Source organism: Variovorax sp. WS11 (assembly GCF_010499245.1).
Classification (GTDB): domain Bacteria; phylum Pseudomonadota; class Gammaproteobacteria; order Burkholderiales; family Burkholderiaceae_C; genus Variovorax.
This window is the reverse complement of the sequence record NZ_JAAGOW010000003.1, coordinates 373,280-388,172: the sequence shown is the minus strand read 5'-3', so window position 1 is coordinate 388,172 and position 14,893 is coordinate 373,280. Positions and strand designations below refer to the sequence as shown.

Sequence of the window (14,893 nt, the reverse complement as noted above, 5' to 3'; positions counted from 1 at the left end):
CGTGGACCTCGAGAAAACTAAAGGAAGGCTCAGGCCGCGGCCTGCTCCAGCTGCGCCTGCGCCAGGTTGCGCATGTGGCGGCGCAGGCGGACGATGCCCAGGTCGTGCTGGTACAGGTTCTCGTGCTGGTTGGCATCGGGCTCCATGTCTTCCAGCATCACGCGGTCCTGCTCCAGCACATGCCAGTGGCGCGCTTCCAGCCGGTTCTTGTAGAGGAAGCGCCAGGTGTCGCGCTCCCAGCCCGGCGCCAGCTTGCGCACGCGCCAGAAGAAGGTCGCCGTCATGCCCTTCGACATGGGCGCAAAGGCGCCGACGATGATGAAGTTGCCGCCGGGGCCGCCGGTGCGCGGGTACGGGATCTCCAGCCGCATCCAGTGCAGGCCCGTGTCGGCCCACTCGGTCCAGTCGAAGTTGACGTTGCGCTGGCCTTCCTTCTCGAACACGAAGCCGTGGTCGGTCGGCCGAACGCCGAACTTCGCCTGCGAATCGCCCTCGGCCATCGAGTGCGACTGCTTGTGCAGGAAGGTCCCGTGCATCGGGTCCATCACGTTGTCCAGCACGTAGCGGTAGTCGCCCTTCCACTCGGTGTAGCAAAGGAAGGAGGCGTACTGCGCGTCGTCCGTGAGCTGCTCCGGCAACACCAGCGGCGGCGGCACGTCGACCGACTCCTTCGAGTTGTAGAGGAACACCGCGCCGGCGCGCTCTTCCACATGGAAGTGGCGCGTGGCCTGCGAGCCCTCGAGCTTGCAGCCCGGGCTGCCGGGCACGCGCGTCACCACGCCGTCATGGCGCACCTCGACGCCGTGGTAGGGGCAGGACAGGCGGTCGCCCAGGATCACGCCCTGCGACAGCGGCGCGCCGCGATGCGGGCAGCGGTCCTCCAGCGCATGCAGCGTGCCTTCGCCGTCGCGCCACAGCGCGAGCTTGCGGCCCAGGCGGCGCAGCGAGATGGGGTTCTCGCCGATGAAATGCGAGGGGCAGATCGGATACCAGAGGTCCTTCAGCCCGATCTCGAGCAGTTGGTCCACCGGGTCTTGCGCGACGGGTTGGATGGCGATGGTGGTCATGGTGTGTTCTCCTCAGGCGCCGAGCTTGGCCATCTCTTGGCGGTACAGGTCCTCGGTCCAGCGCTGGCCGCCGGGCGTGGCCAGGCCGCTGTCGTTGAGCCGCTCGACCAGGCCGGCGAGGTCGTGGACGCCGTCGCCGAAGGCGCGCTCGATCGCATCGCCGAGCAGGTCTTCGTAGGTGGTGGCGGGGCGCTGGCGCGCCTGGTGGGGTTGCAGGTAGCGGTCTTGTTGCATCGTGGCCTCCGTGGGAAGGGTTGGGTTTGTCAGGCGGCGGCGGCAAGCGGGACGGCCCAGGCGTCGTAGCCGTAGACCCAGTCCGCATTGCCGCCTTCGCGCAGCCAGTTGTTGCCGCGCGAGCCCAGTTGGATCTGGCTCGTGCGCTCGATTCGCGCGCGCTCGTAGCGCTGCAGCGCGCCGGCGATGTCGCGCATCGCCACGCCTTCGAGATGGCGGGCCAGCACGACCGCATCCTCGATGGCCATGCCCGCGCCCTGCGCCATGAAGGGCAGCATCGGATGCGCCGCGTCGCCGAGCAGCGCCATGCGGCCCGCGGCCCAGGCCGGCATCGGGTCGCGCTCGTACAGCGCGGTCTTGAGCACCGTGTCGCAGGCCTCGAGCAGCGCGCGCGCCTCGGGGTGGTAGGCGACGTACTGCTCGCGCAGTTCGTCCACGCTGCCGGGCGCCGTCCAGGATTCGAGCTGCCAGCTGTCCTGCGGCGTGGTCGCGAAGATGAAGATGTCTTTGCCGCGGTTGAGCGGGAAGGTGACGATCTGGCTCTGCGGATTCGGTCCCCACCACTTGGTGAAAGCGCCCAGGTTGGGCAGGCTGGCGACGCGCTCGGCCGGCACCACCGCGCGGTAGGCGACGATGCCGGTGAAGCGCGGGCTCTCGGCGCCGAACATGGCGCGGCGCACGGCCGAATGGATGCCGTCGGCGCCGACCAGCGCACCCACGCGGGCGCTGCTCCCGTCCTCGAAGGCCAGGCTCACGCCCTCCGCGTCGGCCGCGATCGCCGAGGCGCGCTTGCCGAGCGCCACGCGATCGGCCGGGAACATCTCGGCCAGCGCCGCCAGCAGATCGGCGCGGTGGATGGTGAGCTGCGGCGCGCCGTACTTCTGCTCGGCGGTCTCGGCCATTTCCAGGCGCGAGGTCTCCTCGCCGGTGTCGTAGCTGCGGCTGATGCGGTGGCTGGGCCGCGCGGCGGTCACGCGCGCCGCCTCGCCGGCGCCCAGGCCGTCGAGCGCGCGCACCGCATTGGGCGTGAGGTTGATGTCGGCACCGACGCGGGCGAACTGCTTCGCCTGCTCGAACACGACGACCTCGTGGCCTGCGCGCCGCAGCGCGATGGCCGCGGCCAGGCCGCCGATGCCCGCGCCAACGATACCGATGGTGGATTGGCTGGTTTCCATTCTTGTCTCCGTCCTTCGTTGTCTTATTCGGCCACGATGTTGCGGGCCTTGATGATTCGGGCCCACATGGCGGTCTCGTCGCGCATGTGGACGGCGAACTCGCCCGGCTTCATGGTGGCTTCGGTCATGCCCTGGGCCTTCAGGCGCTCGCGCACCTCGGGCTGGGCCAGGAACTGCGCGGCATCCTTGGCCAGCTGCTCAGCCACCGCCGGCGGCGTGCCGGCGGGCGCCAGCAGGCCGTACCAGGAGGTCACGGCCACGCCCTGGATGCCCTGCTCCGCCAGCGTCGGGATCTCCGGCGCGGCCGGGCTGCGCTGGGCCTCGGTCACGGCCAGTGCGACCAGCTTGCCGTTCTTGATGAAGGGCAGCGTGGCGGGCAGGTTGCTGAACATCAGCGGCACCACGCCGCCCAGCACGTCGTTGAGCGCGGGCGCCGTGCCCTTGTAGGGCACGTGCAGCAGGTCGACGCCGGCCTGCTGCTTGAAGAGCTCGCCGGCCAGGTGCAGGCCGCTGCCCACGCCCGGCGACGCATAGGACAGCGTGCCCGGCTTGGCCTTGGCCTGGGCCACCAGGTCCTTGGCGCTCTTGATGCCGGCCGAGGGCGAGGCCACCAGCACGTTGGGCGCCTTGGCCAGCATGGTGACGGGCACGAAGTCCTTCTCGATGTCGAAGGGGAAGTTCGGCATCAGCGTCGGGTTGATCGTCAGGTTGCCGGCAGGCACCACCAGCAGCGTGTGGCCGTCGCCCTTCGCGCGCTTGACCTTGTCGATGCCGATGTTGCCGGCCGCGCCCGGCATGTTCTCGACCACCGCCGCCTGGCCGTAGCGCTTGGCCAGGCCTTCGGAGAGCACGCGTGCCAGGGTGTCGACCGGACCGCCCGGCGGGAACGGCGAGACGATGGTGAAGCGGTCGCTCGAAAGCTGCTTCTCCACGGCGTTCTGCGCATGGGCCGGCGCGACGGCGGCCAGTGCCATCAGGGCGGCGCCGGCAAGGGACAACAGGGAGGTGCGTCGTTGCATGGTCTTGGAAGTCATTTCTTTTCGGTGAGGAACTTGCCCTGCGGGCCCTCTGCGTTCTTCTGGCGGCGGGTGTTCCCATCGAGGCCGCCATCGACCGCCCATTCGGCAAACACGGTCGGGCCCGGTTCGAACTCGCGCGGCTGCCACTCGGCCGTGAGCTGGTCTTCGTCGGCGTAGTACTCGATCAGGCCGCCGGCCGGGTTCTTGAAGTACCAGAAATAGGCGGAAGACACCGGATGCCGTCCCGGGCCCAACTGGGTTTCCCAGCCGCAGCGCGAGAAGTGCAGCCCACCGCCGAAGACCTCGTGGATGTCGCGCACGGTGAAGGCCACGTGGTTGAGCCCGCGCTTGCCCGAGGGCAGCTGCAGCAGGAACAGGTCGTGGTGGCCACCCTCGGGTGCGCAGCGCATGAACGCGCCGCGGTTGGGGTAGCTGTCGGAGCCCACGAAGCCGAAGCGCTTCGCATAGAAGTCGGCGGTGGCCTTCACGTCGGCCACGAAGAAGACCACGTGGCCCACCTCGATCGGCGTCGCGCGCTCGTAGACCGGCGCGGCCTGGTTGACGCGGGGCTTGGCATTCCAGGTGTTCATCGCGCCGCACTCGACGTCGATGCTGCGCTTGCGGCTGACCTGCAGGCGGACGGCCAGGCCGTTGGGGTCGGTGCAGCCGATGCGGCGTGCGCCCTCGGCCTCGCCGTCGACGAAGCCGGGGTCCTTCGCGATGGCCGCGGCATAGCGCGCGAGGTCGGCCTCGCTCTCGACGCCCCACACCACTTCGAGCAGCGTCGGCCCCTCCTCCACCGCGGCCGGCAGGCCCGGCGTGCCCAGCGCGGCAACCACGACGCGACAACCATTCAGGCACTCGAACACGAGCTGGTCCGCAGTCTCCGACTTGAGCGCCAGGCCCCAGTCCGAGAAGAAGCGCCGGCAGGTCGGCAGATCATCCGCCGCATAAGTAATCTGATCGATTCCAAGAACGCTCATGGCATGACTCCCTTCAGTTGGCCCACGGCAGCGGCTGCTCGTTGGTGCCCCAGTACATGCTCTTTTGCTCCATGTACTGAAAGATCCCTTCTCGCCCCTTCTCGCGGCCCAGGCCGCTGTCGCGCCAGCCACCGAAAGGCGTGGAGACCGAGAACTGCTTGTAGGTGTTGACCCAGACCGTGCCGGCCTGCACCGCGCGGCCGAGGCGCCAGGCGCGCTTGAAGTCGCGGCTCCACACGCCCGCGGCCAGCGCGTAGACGCTGTCGTTGGCCTGGGCGATCAGTTCTTCCTCGTTGTCGAAGGGCATGGCGACCAGCACCGGGCCGAAGACTTCTTCTTGGCTGATCCGCGCGCTGTTGGTGAGGCCTTCCAGGATGGTGGGCGTGTAGAAGTAGCCCCTTTCGAACTCGGCGCCATGCGGGCGCACGCCGCCGGTGCGGATCTGCCCACCCTCGGAGACGCCGATCTCCACGTAGCGCTCGATGCTCTCGCGATGCTTCGCGGTGATCAGCGGGCCCATCTGGGTCCGTTCCGAGGCCGGATCGCCGACCCGCAGCATCGCGGCCGCCTCGGCCACGCGCGTGACGAACTCGTCGTAGATGCGGCGCGCCACGAAGAGGCGCGAACCCGCGATGCACGACTCGCCCGAGGAGCTGAAGATGCCGTAGAGCACGCCGTTGACCGCGTGGTCCAGGTCAGCATCCTCCAGCACCATGGTGGGCGACTTGCCGCCCAGCTCCAGCGAGACCGGCATCATCTTGTCGGCCGCGATGTGGGCGATGTGCTTGCCCGTCGTCGTGCCGCCGGTGAAGGACACGCGCTTGACCAGCGGATGCTTGGTGATCGCATCGCCGATGACCGAGCCCTTGCCCGGCAGCACGCTCACGATGCCCTTCGGCACGCCGGCGGCCTCGCAGATGCGGGCCAGTTCCAGCGCCATCAGCGGCGTGACCTCGGCCGGCTTGACGATCACCGCATTGCCGGCCGCCAGCGCCGGCGCCAGCTTCTGCGCCTCGCTCGCGATCGGCGAATTCCACGGCGTGATGGCGGCCACCACGCCCATGGGCTCGTGCACGCTCATCGTGACGAAGGGGCCGCGCGAGGGCGTGATCGTCTCTTCCAGCGTCTCCAGCGCCGCCGCGAAAAACTGGAAGGTGGCGGCCGCGCTCGCCACCAGCGCGCGCGTCTCGTTGATCGGCTTGCCGTTGTCCAGGCGCTGCTTCTGCGCCAGCGGCTCGGCCTCATCGCGGATCAGCTGCGCCACCCGGTGCAGCACCGCGGCGCGCTCGTGCGGCAGCTTCTGCGCCCAGCCGCTGGTACGGAAAGCCAGGTCGGCGCGCACGATGGCCTCGTCGACATCGGCCAGGCTCGCAGCCTTCAAGCGGGCGATGGGTTCGCCAGTGGCGGGATAGAGGCTCTCGTACGCGTCGCCGCCGCCCAGGCGCCATTCGCCGGCCACGTTGATGGGGAGGAGTTCTGTGGAGATCATGATGAATCAGATGGCAAGTGCCGCAGCGCGGTTGCGCAAGGCGCGAACGGCGCTGTAGACCGTCAGCGCGGAAGTCTTGGGATTGGCCGCGAGCGGCTTGTTGCGCATGCTCAGCTCGAAGCTGCCGAAGGCGCCCTCGGCCTCGACCGTGTGCACGTTCTCGTCCACCGTCGGATCGGCGATGAGGCGCACCAGCGTGCGATCCAGCCCCAGGCCCGCGAGCGAGACGGTGGCCGCCACGTTGGCGTTCTTCGGGTAGAGCGCTGCGGCCTCGCGCGCGCTGCCTTCGAAGATCACGCATTCGGCCGTGAGCGCATCGAGGTCACGGCCCTGCTCCGCCGGCGTGCCCTTCCAGGCGCGCGGCGGCTTGCGGCCGGTGTAGCGCACGCTGTCGAGTCCGCCGATGCGGGCCGCGGCGAGCGCATCGATGGCGCCGATGGCGCCGGCGATCAGCTGCACCTGGGTGCCGCCGGTGATGGCCGCGATCTCGAGCTTCTCCGCCAAGCCAGGCGCAGAGAGCGCACCGACGGAGGCGACCACGCAGGGCGTGCCGCGCCGCAGCGCCGGCAGCACGTGTTCCTCGATCGCCGCGTGGCCGGCGGTCTCGACCACCAGGTCGACGCCGGACTCAGGCACGCCGGTGCAGACCTGCACGCCGGGCGCCAGCTTCTGCAAGGCCGCCTGCGCGGCGACCACGCCCTCGGCGGGGGTGACCACCGCCACCACTGCCAGCCCCGCATCGCCCTTCAGCAGCTCGATGACCGAGCTGCCGATGGCGCCGCAACCGATGAGTGCCACGCGCAGCATGTCAGTGCCTCACTTCGCGAGCGCAGGGATCTGCGTCACGGTGTTGGTCGGCGGGCCGGCGAAGGTGCTCTTGAAGCCGCCGATCGACAGCATGTCGATCTCCAGCAGGAAGGGCCCGCGCGCGGCCAGCGCCTCGTCGAGCTGGCCCTTCAGCTCTTCCAGGCGCGAGACGCGCGCATGCGGCAGCGCGATGGACTTGCACAGCAGCGCGTAGTCGGGCGTGTGCAGGTCGGCGTAGCAGCGGCGGCCGCCGTACTGCGCGTCCTGGATGTTCTTGATCACGCCGTAGCTCTTGTCGTTCATCAGCACGATCACCATGGGGGCCTCTTCCTGCACCATGCAGGCCAGTTCGCCCAGGTTGAGGATGAAGCCGCCGTCGCCGGCCAGGCAGAAGGTCTTGCGGCCCGAGCCGGTCACCGCCGCGCCGATGGCCGCGCCGATGGCCATGGGCATGCCCTGGCCGATGCCCCCGCCCGTGGCGTGCACGCCGGCGCTCGGTTCGAAGACGCGCAGTTCGCGGTTGCCCCAGGTGCTGTTGGAGACGGTGACGTCGCGCACCCAGTTGAAGCTGCGCCCGGCCACGGACTGGATCTGGCGCACGAGTTCGGCGTAGGGGCCGAGGCCGTCGCGCAGCGTGGCGACCGCCTGGTCGTGCGCGGCGCGCAGGTCGGCGAGCAGCGCCGGATCGGCGTGGTACCGCAGCGCTTCCAGCCGGTCGGCCAGCCCTTCGAGCGCGAGTGCGGCATCGCCGCAGACGAAGGCGTCGGTCTCGTAGCAGCGGCCTTCTGCTGCGGCATCGGCATCGACGCGGTACAGCGGACGCGGGAGCTTCAGCTCGTACTTGAGCGTTTCGTTGCCGCGCAGGCGCGAGCCGACCACCAGCATCGCGTCGCAGGTCTGGTAGAAGTCCTCGACCGGCCTTTGAATGTTGTAGGCGCCGAGCGAACCCGGATCGTCCTCGGGCACCGTGCCGCGGCCCTGCGTGGTCGTCACGACGCCGAAGCCCAGCTTCTGCAGCCGCTTGATCGCCGCGCCGGCGCGGCGCGCGCCGCCGCCGATCCACAGCATCGGGCGCTTGGCGGAAGCGAGCTTCGCTGCCAAGGCATCGAGCCCGGCTTTCGAGGGCACGGCCGCCTCGATGGGCAGCGGCGAAAGATCCGCCGGCATCGTGGTGAGCGCCGACTGGATGTCGATCGGGATCTCCACGCTGACCGGGCCGGTGGGCGCGGTGAGCGCGACCTGCACCGCGCGCTTGAGCGTGCCCAGCACGTTCTCGACGCTGCGCACGCGGAAGGCGGCCTTGGAGACGGCCTTGAGCATGGTCAGCTGGTCCGGCGCCTCATGGATGTACGACATGCCCTTGTCCAGGTAGGGCGTCTCGATCTGGCCGGTGATGTGCAGCACGGGCGCGCCGGCGGTGAGCGCCTCCACCATGCTGCCGGCGATGTTGCCCGCGGCGGGGCCGGTGCTGGTCACGCACACGCCCAGGCTGGCGGTGGAGCGGGCGTAGGCGTCGGCCATGTTGCCCGCGCCGGCCTCGCCGCGCGCCGAGATGAAGCGGACCGCCCCGCGCTGCGCGAAGGCATCGAGGATCGGCATGTTGTGGATCGAGATCACACCGAAGGCGGCCTTGACCCCGCACTGTTCGAGGAAGGCGGCGACGACCGCGCCGACCGTGACCTGGGGATTGCTGGGAGCGTTATGCATGGCGGGAAAGGCCTCCGGAAATGTCGATGTGGCTGCCCGTCGTATAGGAAGCGAGAGGGGAAGCGAGAAAAAGAATCGCGCGTGCGGCTTCGGTCGGAAGCCCCAGGCGACCCAGCGGGATGTGTTTGTTGCTGGCAAGTTGGCCGCTCCATGTGGACCAATCCAGCGACTTGTCTTCGCGCGCCTCGAAGCGGCGGCGCCATTGGCCCGACTCGACCAGGCCGATCAGGATGCCGTTGACGCGCACGCCCTGCGGCGCGAACTCGGTGGCCATCGAGCGCACCAGGTTCAGCAGGCCCGCGCGCGCAGCCGAGGTCGCGACCATGTGAGGCTCCGGCTGGCGCGCCAGCAGCGAGTTGGCGCAGACGATGGATGCATCGCCCACCACGGCGCGCTGCGCCGCCAGCTGCGGCAGGAAGGCGCGCGTCGGATGGATGACGGAGAAGAACTTGAGGTTCAGCTCCTCGGTCCAGGCGGCGTCCTCGGTGTCGGCGAAAGTGGAGACGCGGCCCTGACCGGCGTTGTTGATCAGCATGGAAGCCGGGCCGAGCGCAGCCTCGCTGGCCGCGGCGAAGGCCTTCACCGAGGCAGGGTCCAGCACGTCGCAGGTCTGGGCGAAGAGCGTGGCCTGCGGCCGGCTCTCGCGCAGCCCGGCCACGGCGCGATCCAGCCGCTCGGCATTGCGGCCGAACAGCGCGACCGCGGCGCCGCAGTCGAGCAGGGCTTCGACGGTCGCGAGGCCGATGCCCGACGAACCGCCGGTCACCACTGCCACACGGCCGGCCAGCGCATCGGGGGCGAAGAAGGAAGGGGAAGTCGATGTTGCCATGTCGTCGGCCTCAGGCGCTGCGCAGCGGGACCACCTTGGCCTTGCCTTCGGGTGCGTAGTTCAGGAGGCCCGAGATCTCGTCGGCCGTGCCGCGCACGCGCTGCACCATCTCGTCCATGCGGGCCTCGTCGATGTGGCCGGAGGTGATGGTTGCCCCCAGCGCCGCCACGATGTGGCCGCCGTGGTCGCGCACCGGCGCGGCGATGGTGGAGATGTTCGATTCGAAGAAGCCCTCGCCCAGCACGTAGCCGCGGTCGCGGTCGGCCTGGACCATGTCGAAGAGCTCGTTGACCGTCTTGGGCGTGCTCGGCGAGAAGGTCTCCAGCTTGTCCTCCGGGTAGAGCGCGCGCAGCTGCGGCAGCGTCAGGTCTTCCAGCAGGATGCGGCCCAGCACCGTGGCATGGGCCGGCAGGCGCGTGCCCACCGTGACCGAGCTGGCAAAGGGCGAAGGCGGCGCGACCTTGGCAACGTAGACGATGGAGCGGCCGTCGCGCACTACCAGGTTGCAGGGCGTGCGCAGCTCCTCGCAGAGGCGGTTGAGCAGCGGCGTGCCGAGCTGCGTGAGCTCCAGCGAGGCCAGGTACTCGAAGCCCAGCCGCAGCACGGCCAGGCCCAGGCGGTAGTCGCGGCCGCCCTCGGCGCGCTCCAGGAAGCCCATGTTCTCCAGCGTGCTGAGCAAGCGGAACACGGTCGAGCGCGGCAGGTCGAAGCGGCGCGCCAGCTCGGGCGCGGACAGGGTGCGGCTCTCGCGGCTGAACTCGCACAGCATGCGCAGGCCGCGTTCCAGGGCCGGCACGTTGTAGCGATCGGCGCCCTCTTCCATCAATTCGTTGCTCATGGTTCTCTCGTCGTTCTTGTGGATCGATCAGTCTGCGAGGGCTTCGCGCAGCAGTGCGGCGACTGCGGCGGGCTGCTCCACGTAGCTCGCGTGGCCGGCATCGGACAGCAGCTCGAGCGGCACGCCGCATTGCTTCGCGACCTCGGCGCAGGCTTCGGGCGTGGTGACGACGTCCAGCGCACCGCAGGCCACGCGCACCGGCACGGCGGGCGGCAGGTCGGCCAGCAGGTCGGCGCCGCACAGCAGCTCCACGGCTTGACGATACCCCGCCTCATGCAGGCGCGCCATGTTCCAGCGCACCCATTGGCGCGCGGTCTCGCTCGCGTGTTCCGACAGCAGCCGGCCCGAGCGCTTTGCGGCCATGCCGGCTATGCCCAGCTCAGCCAGCGTGCCCAGGCGCTCGGCGCGCACGCGGGCCTGCGCCGCTGCACGGCCTGCGGCGCCGTAGCCGGCGGCCGGGCTGATCAGCTGCAGCTTCGAAATGCGCGAGGCGAGCGGCGAGCCGGGACGCGCGGCGGACGCAGCCATCAGCGCGCCGAGCGAATGGCCGACCAGCACGCAGGACTGGATGTCCAGGGCATCGAGCAGGCCCTGCAAGCGCTGCGCGTAGTCGTGTGCGGTAGGTGCCTGCGCGGCCAGCGGTGTCGATGCGCCATAGCCCGGCGCATCCCACGCGATCAGCCGCGCCTCGCCTTCGAGCAGCAAGGCCGTGTCGAGCCACGAGGCCGAGCCCGAGCCGATGCCGTGCAGGCACACGATCGCCGGTCCCGCGCCGCATTCGCGCACCGAGACCACGGCACCGCCCTGCACCGGCACGCTGCGTGCCGGGAAGCGCGCGTCGAGGCGCGCCAGCTCGGCGGCCGGCAAGCTGGGGACTTCGATCACGGTGGTCTCGCTCATGGCTTCTGCGTCGCGATCAGCGCTTGATCTTGGCGAGCGGATGGTCAGCCGGGTACGTCGGCGTGACCGGCTTCCTGGAACCCAGCATCACGCACATCAGCGCATCCTCGTCGCCGATGTTGATCTCCTCGCGGTACACGCCCGGGGGCACCGAGATCAGGTCGCGGTCGGTCAGCACGGTCTCGTAGCGCTCGCCCTCGGCCGTGGTCAGCACCACCTTGAGCTTGCCGCGCAGCAGGAAGAACACTTCTTCCACGTCGGTATGCAGGTGCGGCGGGCCTTCGTGGCCGGCCGGGATCACCATGGTCGAGAAGGTGAAGCTCTCGGCCGGAATGGTGTTGACGTCGCTCGCCACGCCGGTGCCGCCGGTGCCCACGTAGCGCATCTGCGCGCGGCGGAACTTGGGGTCGAAGTCGGCCTGGAACTTCAGCGCGTCCCAGTCGTACTTGCGCGTCGAATAGCGCGCGATGCGGCTGTTCATCCACGCCTCCAGACTCGCGCCCTCGGGGCGGCGCAGGGTCTCGCCGACCTTGCTGTCGTCGAATTTCTTTTGCTCTGACAAATCGCTCATCGAATAACTCCTTGAAGGATCAATGCATCACGTAGCCGCCGTTGACGGCGAGCAGCTGGCCGGTCACGAAGCGCGACAGGCCGGACAGGGAAAAGAGCACCGCGCCGCAGACGTCCACCGCCTGCTGCTCGCGCGGGAGGGCGCGGCCCTCGAGGTACTTCTGGTGGCGTGCCAGCGGCACGTACTCGGTGGCTTCCACCAGCGTGAGCCCGGGCGCGACCGCGTTGACGGTGATGCCGGACTCGCCCCACTCCCGCGCCAGCGACCGCGTCATCGAAATCACGGCGCCCTTGCTCGAGGCATAGGCCAGCAGCTTGGGCGCGCCCCACAAGGCGGTGTCGGACGCGAGGTTGACGATGGCGCCGCGCCCGCCCTGCGCGAGGGCCGGCTGGCAGGCGCGGCTCATGAGCCAGGTGCCGCGCACGTTGACGTCCATCACGCGGTCCCAGGTTTCGATGTCCAGCGCATGGGCGTCGCGGCCGCCGGAATTGGTGATGGCGGCGTTGTTGACCAGGCCATCGAGGCCGCCGAGCGCTTTCACTGCCGCGGCGGCGCAGGCGTCAATCGAAGCCGGATCGCACAGGTCCAGCGCCAGCGCGTGAGCCTTGAAGCCGGCCTTGCGCAAGGCGTGGGCCTCGGTCTCGGCCAGTTCCGAAAGAATGTCGGCCAGCACCACGGAAGCGCCCGCTGCGGCGATGCATTGGGCGAATGCCAGCCCGAGGCCGCGCGCGGCGCCCGTCACCAGCACGCGCCGGCCGGCAAGCAGGTTGGCCGGCAGCTCGGCCAGTAGGGCCTGCAGGCTGTCGGGATCGGGGATGGCCTTGAGCTCGGTCATGGTGCTTCAATCGGCTTGGATGCCGAGCTCCTTGATGATCTTGCCGAAGCGCTCGAAGTCGGCCGCATTGGTCTTGGCCAGCACCTCCGGCGCGCCGCCCAGCGGCAAGGCGCCGAGCACCGCCATCTTCGACACCACGTCGGGCATCCTGAGGATCTCGTTGAAGTGGCCGTTGAGCGTCTTCACGATCTCGGGCGGCAGGCCCTTGGGCCCGAAGAGGCCGTGCCAGGCCGTCACTTCGACGTTCTTGTAGCCCAGCTCGGCGAAGGTGGGCACGTTGGGCGCCAGCGGCGAGCGGGTGCGTTCCGCGACCGCGAGCGGCAGCATCTTGCCGCCAGCGAGGTGCGGCGCAACGGGGCCATAGGTGATGTAGGTCAGCGGCACATGGCCGCCCAGCACGTCGTTGACCGCCGGGGCCACGCCCTTGTAGGGCACGTGGCCGAGGTTCATGCCCGCCGCCTTGTTGACCATCTCGCCCAGGATGTGCATCGGCGAGCCGCTGCCGGGGCTGGCATACGAGAGCGTCTGGCCCTTGGCGGCCTGCACGTCCTTGAAGGTCTTGAAGCCGGTGCCCGCGCCCGCCACCAGGAACAGCGGCAGCGTGCCGACCTGGACGACGGGCGTGAAGCCGTTGAGTACGTCGTAGCTCGCGCTGCCGCCGGTCTTCAGCACCAGCTGCGCGATCGAGAAGGTGCTGGGCGCCAGCAGCAGCGTGTAGCCGTCGGCCGGCGCCTTGGCCACGAAGCTGCTGCCGATCACGCCGCTGGCGCCGGGGCGGTTGTCGACCACCACCGGCTGGCCGATGCGCGTGGACAGCTTCTCGGCGAACAGGCGCGCCAGCGCGTCGGTGTCGCCGCCGGCCGGATAGGCGACCACGAGCGTGATCGGCTTGGCCGGATAGCCTTGCGCCCAGATCGGAGCGGCGGTGCCGGCAGCAGCGAGGGAAACGGCCAGCGCGAGCGCCTGGCGACGGGTGGGCTTCATCATCTTGGTTTCGATCCGTGGTCTTGGTGATAGACTTTGTTTGTTCCACTAATAAAACATTGATTTATTAATGGAACGTATAGGCGAAGAATAATCCCGAAGTGCTCAGGCTGTCTAGGCATAAACCCTTGGTTCGGGCGCGTTTACCCTGACCCGCGTGAACGCGAACTGACAGCTTGGCTTTTTAGGATGGGCGGGTTTACTTCCCGGAGACACCCATGACTTTTCCCAGGCTCACGCGCCGCGCCGCCCTGCTGCTGGCCGCATTCACCCTCGCCGGCTACGCCGCTACCCAAGCCGTCGCACCCGCCGGCACCGAAATCCGCGTGATGACTTCCGGCGGCTTCACTGCCGCCTACGACGAGCTCACGCCCGCCTACGAGAAGGCCACCGGCCACAAGGTGCAGACGGCCTATGGCGCCTCGATGGGCGCGGCCAGCGACTCGATCCCGAGCCGGCTGGCGCGCGGCGAACCGGTCGACATCGTGATCCTGGCGCGCCCTGCCCTCGATGCCCTGGTGGCGCACGGCAAGGTGGTGCCGGGCAGCCAGGTCGACCTGGTGCGCTCATCCATCGGCTTCGCGGTGCGCAGCGGCACGCCCAAGCCGGACATCGGCACGGTCGACGCACTCAAGCGCACGCTGCTCGCGGCGCCCTCGATCGCCTACTCGGCCAGCGCCAGCGGCACCTACTACGAGACCGAGCTGCTCAAGAAGCTCGGCATCGAGGAGCAGGTGAAGCCCAAGAGCCGGCGCATCCTGAGCGAACGGGTCGGCGCAGTGGTCGCGCGTGGCGACGCGGCGCTGGGCCTGCAGCAGGTGAGCGAACTGCTGCCGATCCAGGGCATCGACTACGTCGGGCCGCTACCGGCGGAAGTGCAGCGCGTCACCGTGTTCTCGGCCGGCATCTCGAGCACGGCGCGGCAGCCCGAGGCGGCGAAGCAGTTGATCCGCTACTTCACCTCGCCGCAAGCGGCGCCGGCGATCGTCAAGAGCGGGCTGGAGCCGGCAGCCGCCAAGCCCTGATCGGCGCGTGCCTGCACGCGCACCAGCGACATACACTGGCGGCCCCGCAGCCCTGCACGGACTACCCATGAATCGACTTGCGCCCGCCTCCGCCCTGCTCTGTCTTTTCGTCCTCGATCCGCTGCAGGCTGCCACGCTGGAGACCCGCAGCTACACGGTGGAGATCACCCCGATGTGCGGCGAGCGCGTGACGGACTGCGAGCAGTTCGCCTATGCCGGCACCCACAACCGCAACGGCAGCCGCATCAACCTCCTCGGCAAGCCAGGGCAGCGGCCCTGCCCGTCCGGCAACGCGCCCTGCGACCCGTTGGGCTGGCAGTTCTACGACGGCAACGCGACCAGCTACTTCGTCGGGCAGGACGGGTGGCTGATCGTGACGCAGGGCAAGAAGACCGTGCTGCGCGAGCGCGGCAACTGGCGGAACTGAGGG

General features: G+C 69.5%; 16 protein-coding genes. 2 read left to right on the top strand and 14 right to left on the bottom strand.

Going from position 1 to position 14,893, the window contains the following annotated elements:
* Positions 1 to 29: 29 nt before the first annotated feature.
* From GXN78_RS27510 to GXN78_RS27445, 14 genes are read right to left on the bottom strand one after another with little or no spacing between them, the layout of a single operon-like run.
* On the bottom strand, positions 30 to 1,067 hold the full coding sequence (locus GXN78_RS27510; protein WP_106554703.1) for an aromatic ring-hydroxylating dioxygenase subunit alpha: 1,038 nt from the start codon (positions 1,065 to 1,067) through the stop codon (positions 30 to 32).
* Between the two features lie 12 nt (positions 1,068 to 1,079).
* Positions 1,080 to 1,301, bottom strand: coding sequence for a recombinase-like helix-turn-helix domain-containing protein (locus tag GXN78_RS27505; RefSeq protein ID WP_106554704.1), 222 nt, complete (start codon positions 1,299 to 1,301; stop codon positions 1,080 to 1,082).
* A 29-nt stretch (positions 1,302 to 1,330) separates the two neighbouring features.
* A complete protein-coding gene (locus tag GXN78_RS27500) occupies positions 1,331 to 2,476 on the bottom strand; it encodes an FAD-dependent monooxygenase (RefSeq protein ID WP_106554705.1) in 1,146 nt (381 codons plus the stop codon).
* Positions 2,477 to 2,499: 23 nt separating this feature from the next.
* Positions 2,500 to 3,510 carry a tripartite tricarboxylate transporter substrate binding protein gene (locus tag GXN78_RS27495; protein WP_239142944.1) on the bottom strand — a complete coding sequence of 337 codons (1,011 nt, stop codon included), beginning with the start codon at positions 3,508 to 3,510 and terminating at the stop codon, positions 2,500 to 2,502.
* Complete coding sequence (locus tag GXN78_RS27490; RefSeq protein WP_106554706.1) at positions 3,507 to 4,478, bottom strand: VOC family protein; 972 nt, start codon at positions 4,476 to 4,478, stop codon at positions 3,507 to 3,509. Before GXN78_RS27490 ends, GXN78_RS27495 begins: the two co-directional genes overlap by 4 nt.
* 13 nt (positions 4,479 to 4,491) lie before the next feature.
* Positions 4,492 to 5,967: an aldehyde dehydrogenase gene (locus GXN78_RS27485; protein WP_106554707.1), complete on the bottom strand. Its 1,476-nt coding sequence runs from the start codon at positions 5,965 to 5,967 to the stop codon at positions 4,492 to 4,494.
* A gap of 6 nt (positions 5,968 to 5,973) precedes the next feature.
* The gene (locus GXN78_RS27480; RefSeq protein WP_106554708.1) at positions 5,974 to 6,774 is read right to left on the bottom strand and encodes an aspartate dehydrogenase; all 801 of its coding nucleotides are present in this window, start codon (positions 6,772 to 6,774) and stop codon (positions 5,974 to 5,976) included.
* Between the two features lie 9 nt (positions 6,775 to 6,783).
* Positions 6,784 to 8,481 carry a thiamine pyrophosphate-binding protein gene (locus GXN78_RS27475; RefSeq protein WP_106554709.1) on the bottom strand — a complete coding sequence of 566 codons (1,698 nt, stop codon included), beginning with the start codon at positions 8,479 to 8,481 and terminating at the stop codon, positions 6,784 to 6,786.
* Positions 8,474 to 9,310 (bottom strand): SDR family oxidoreductase, encoded by an 837-nt coding sequence (locus tag GXN78_RS27470; RefSeq protein ID WP_106554710.1) that lies wholly within the window; start codon positions 9,308 to 9,310, stop codon positions 8,474 to 8,476. The genes GXN78_RS27475 and GXN78_RS27470 overlap by 8 nt, the downstream gene beginning before the upstream one ends.
* Before the next feature lie 10 nt (positions 9,311 to 9,320).
* Positions 9,321 to 10,148: an IclR family transcriptional regulator gene (locus tag GXN78_RS27465; RefSeq protein ID WP_106554711.1), complete on the bottom strand. Its 828-nt coding sequence runs from the start codon at positions 10,146 to 10,148 to the stop codon at positions 9,321 to 9,323.
* Between the two features lie 27 nt (positions 10,149 to 10,175).
* Positions 10,176 to 11,048 (bottom strand): alpha/beta hydrolase, encoded by an 873-nt coding sequence (locus tag GXN78_RS27460; protein WP_106554712.1) that lies wholly within the window; start codon positions 11,046 to 11,048, stop codon positions 10,176 to 10,178.
* 16 nt (positions 11,049 to 11,064) lie between these two features.
* Positions 11,065 to 11,619, bottom strand: a complete 555-nt coding sequence (locus GXN78_RS27455) for a cupin domain-containing protein (protein WP_106554713.1) — start codon at positions 11,617 to 11,619, stop codon at positions 11,065 to 11,067.
* 19 nt (positions 11,620 to 11,638) lie between these two features.
* Positions 11,639 to 12,454: an SDR family oxidoreductase gene (locus GXN78_RS27450; RefSeq protein WP_106554714.1), complete on the bottom strand. Its 816-nt coding sequence runs from the start codon at positions 12,452 to 12,454 to the stop codon at positions 11,639 to 11,641.
* A gap of 6 nt (positions 12,455 to 12,460) precedes the next feature.
* Positions 12,461 to 13,438, bottom strand: coding sequence for a tripartite tricarboxylate transporter substrate binding protein (locus GXN78_RS27445; RefSeq protein WP_106554777.1), 978 nt, complete (start codon positions 13,436 to 13,438; stop codon positions 12,461 to 12,463).
* Positions 13,439 to 13,656: 218 nt separating this feature from the next.
* Between GXN78_RS27445 and GXN78_RS27440 the strand changes: the two genes are divergently transcribed.
* Positions 13,657 to 14,463: a substrate-binding domain-containing protein gene (locus GXN78_RS27440; RefSeq protein ID WP_106554715.1), complete on the top strand. Its 807-nt coding sequence runs from the start codon at positions 13,657 to 13,659 to the stop codon at positions 14,461 to 14,463.
* Positions 14,464 to 14,530: 67 nt separating this feature from the next.
* Positions 14,531 to 14,890 carry a hypothetical protein gene (locus tag GXN78_RS27435; protein ID WP_106554716.1) on the top strand — a complete coding sequence of 120 codons (360 nt, stop codon included), beginning with the start codon at positions 14,531 to 14,533 and terminating at the stop codon, positions 14,888 to 14,890.
* Positions 14,891 to 14,893: the final 3 nt, after the last annotated feature.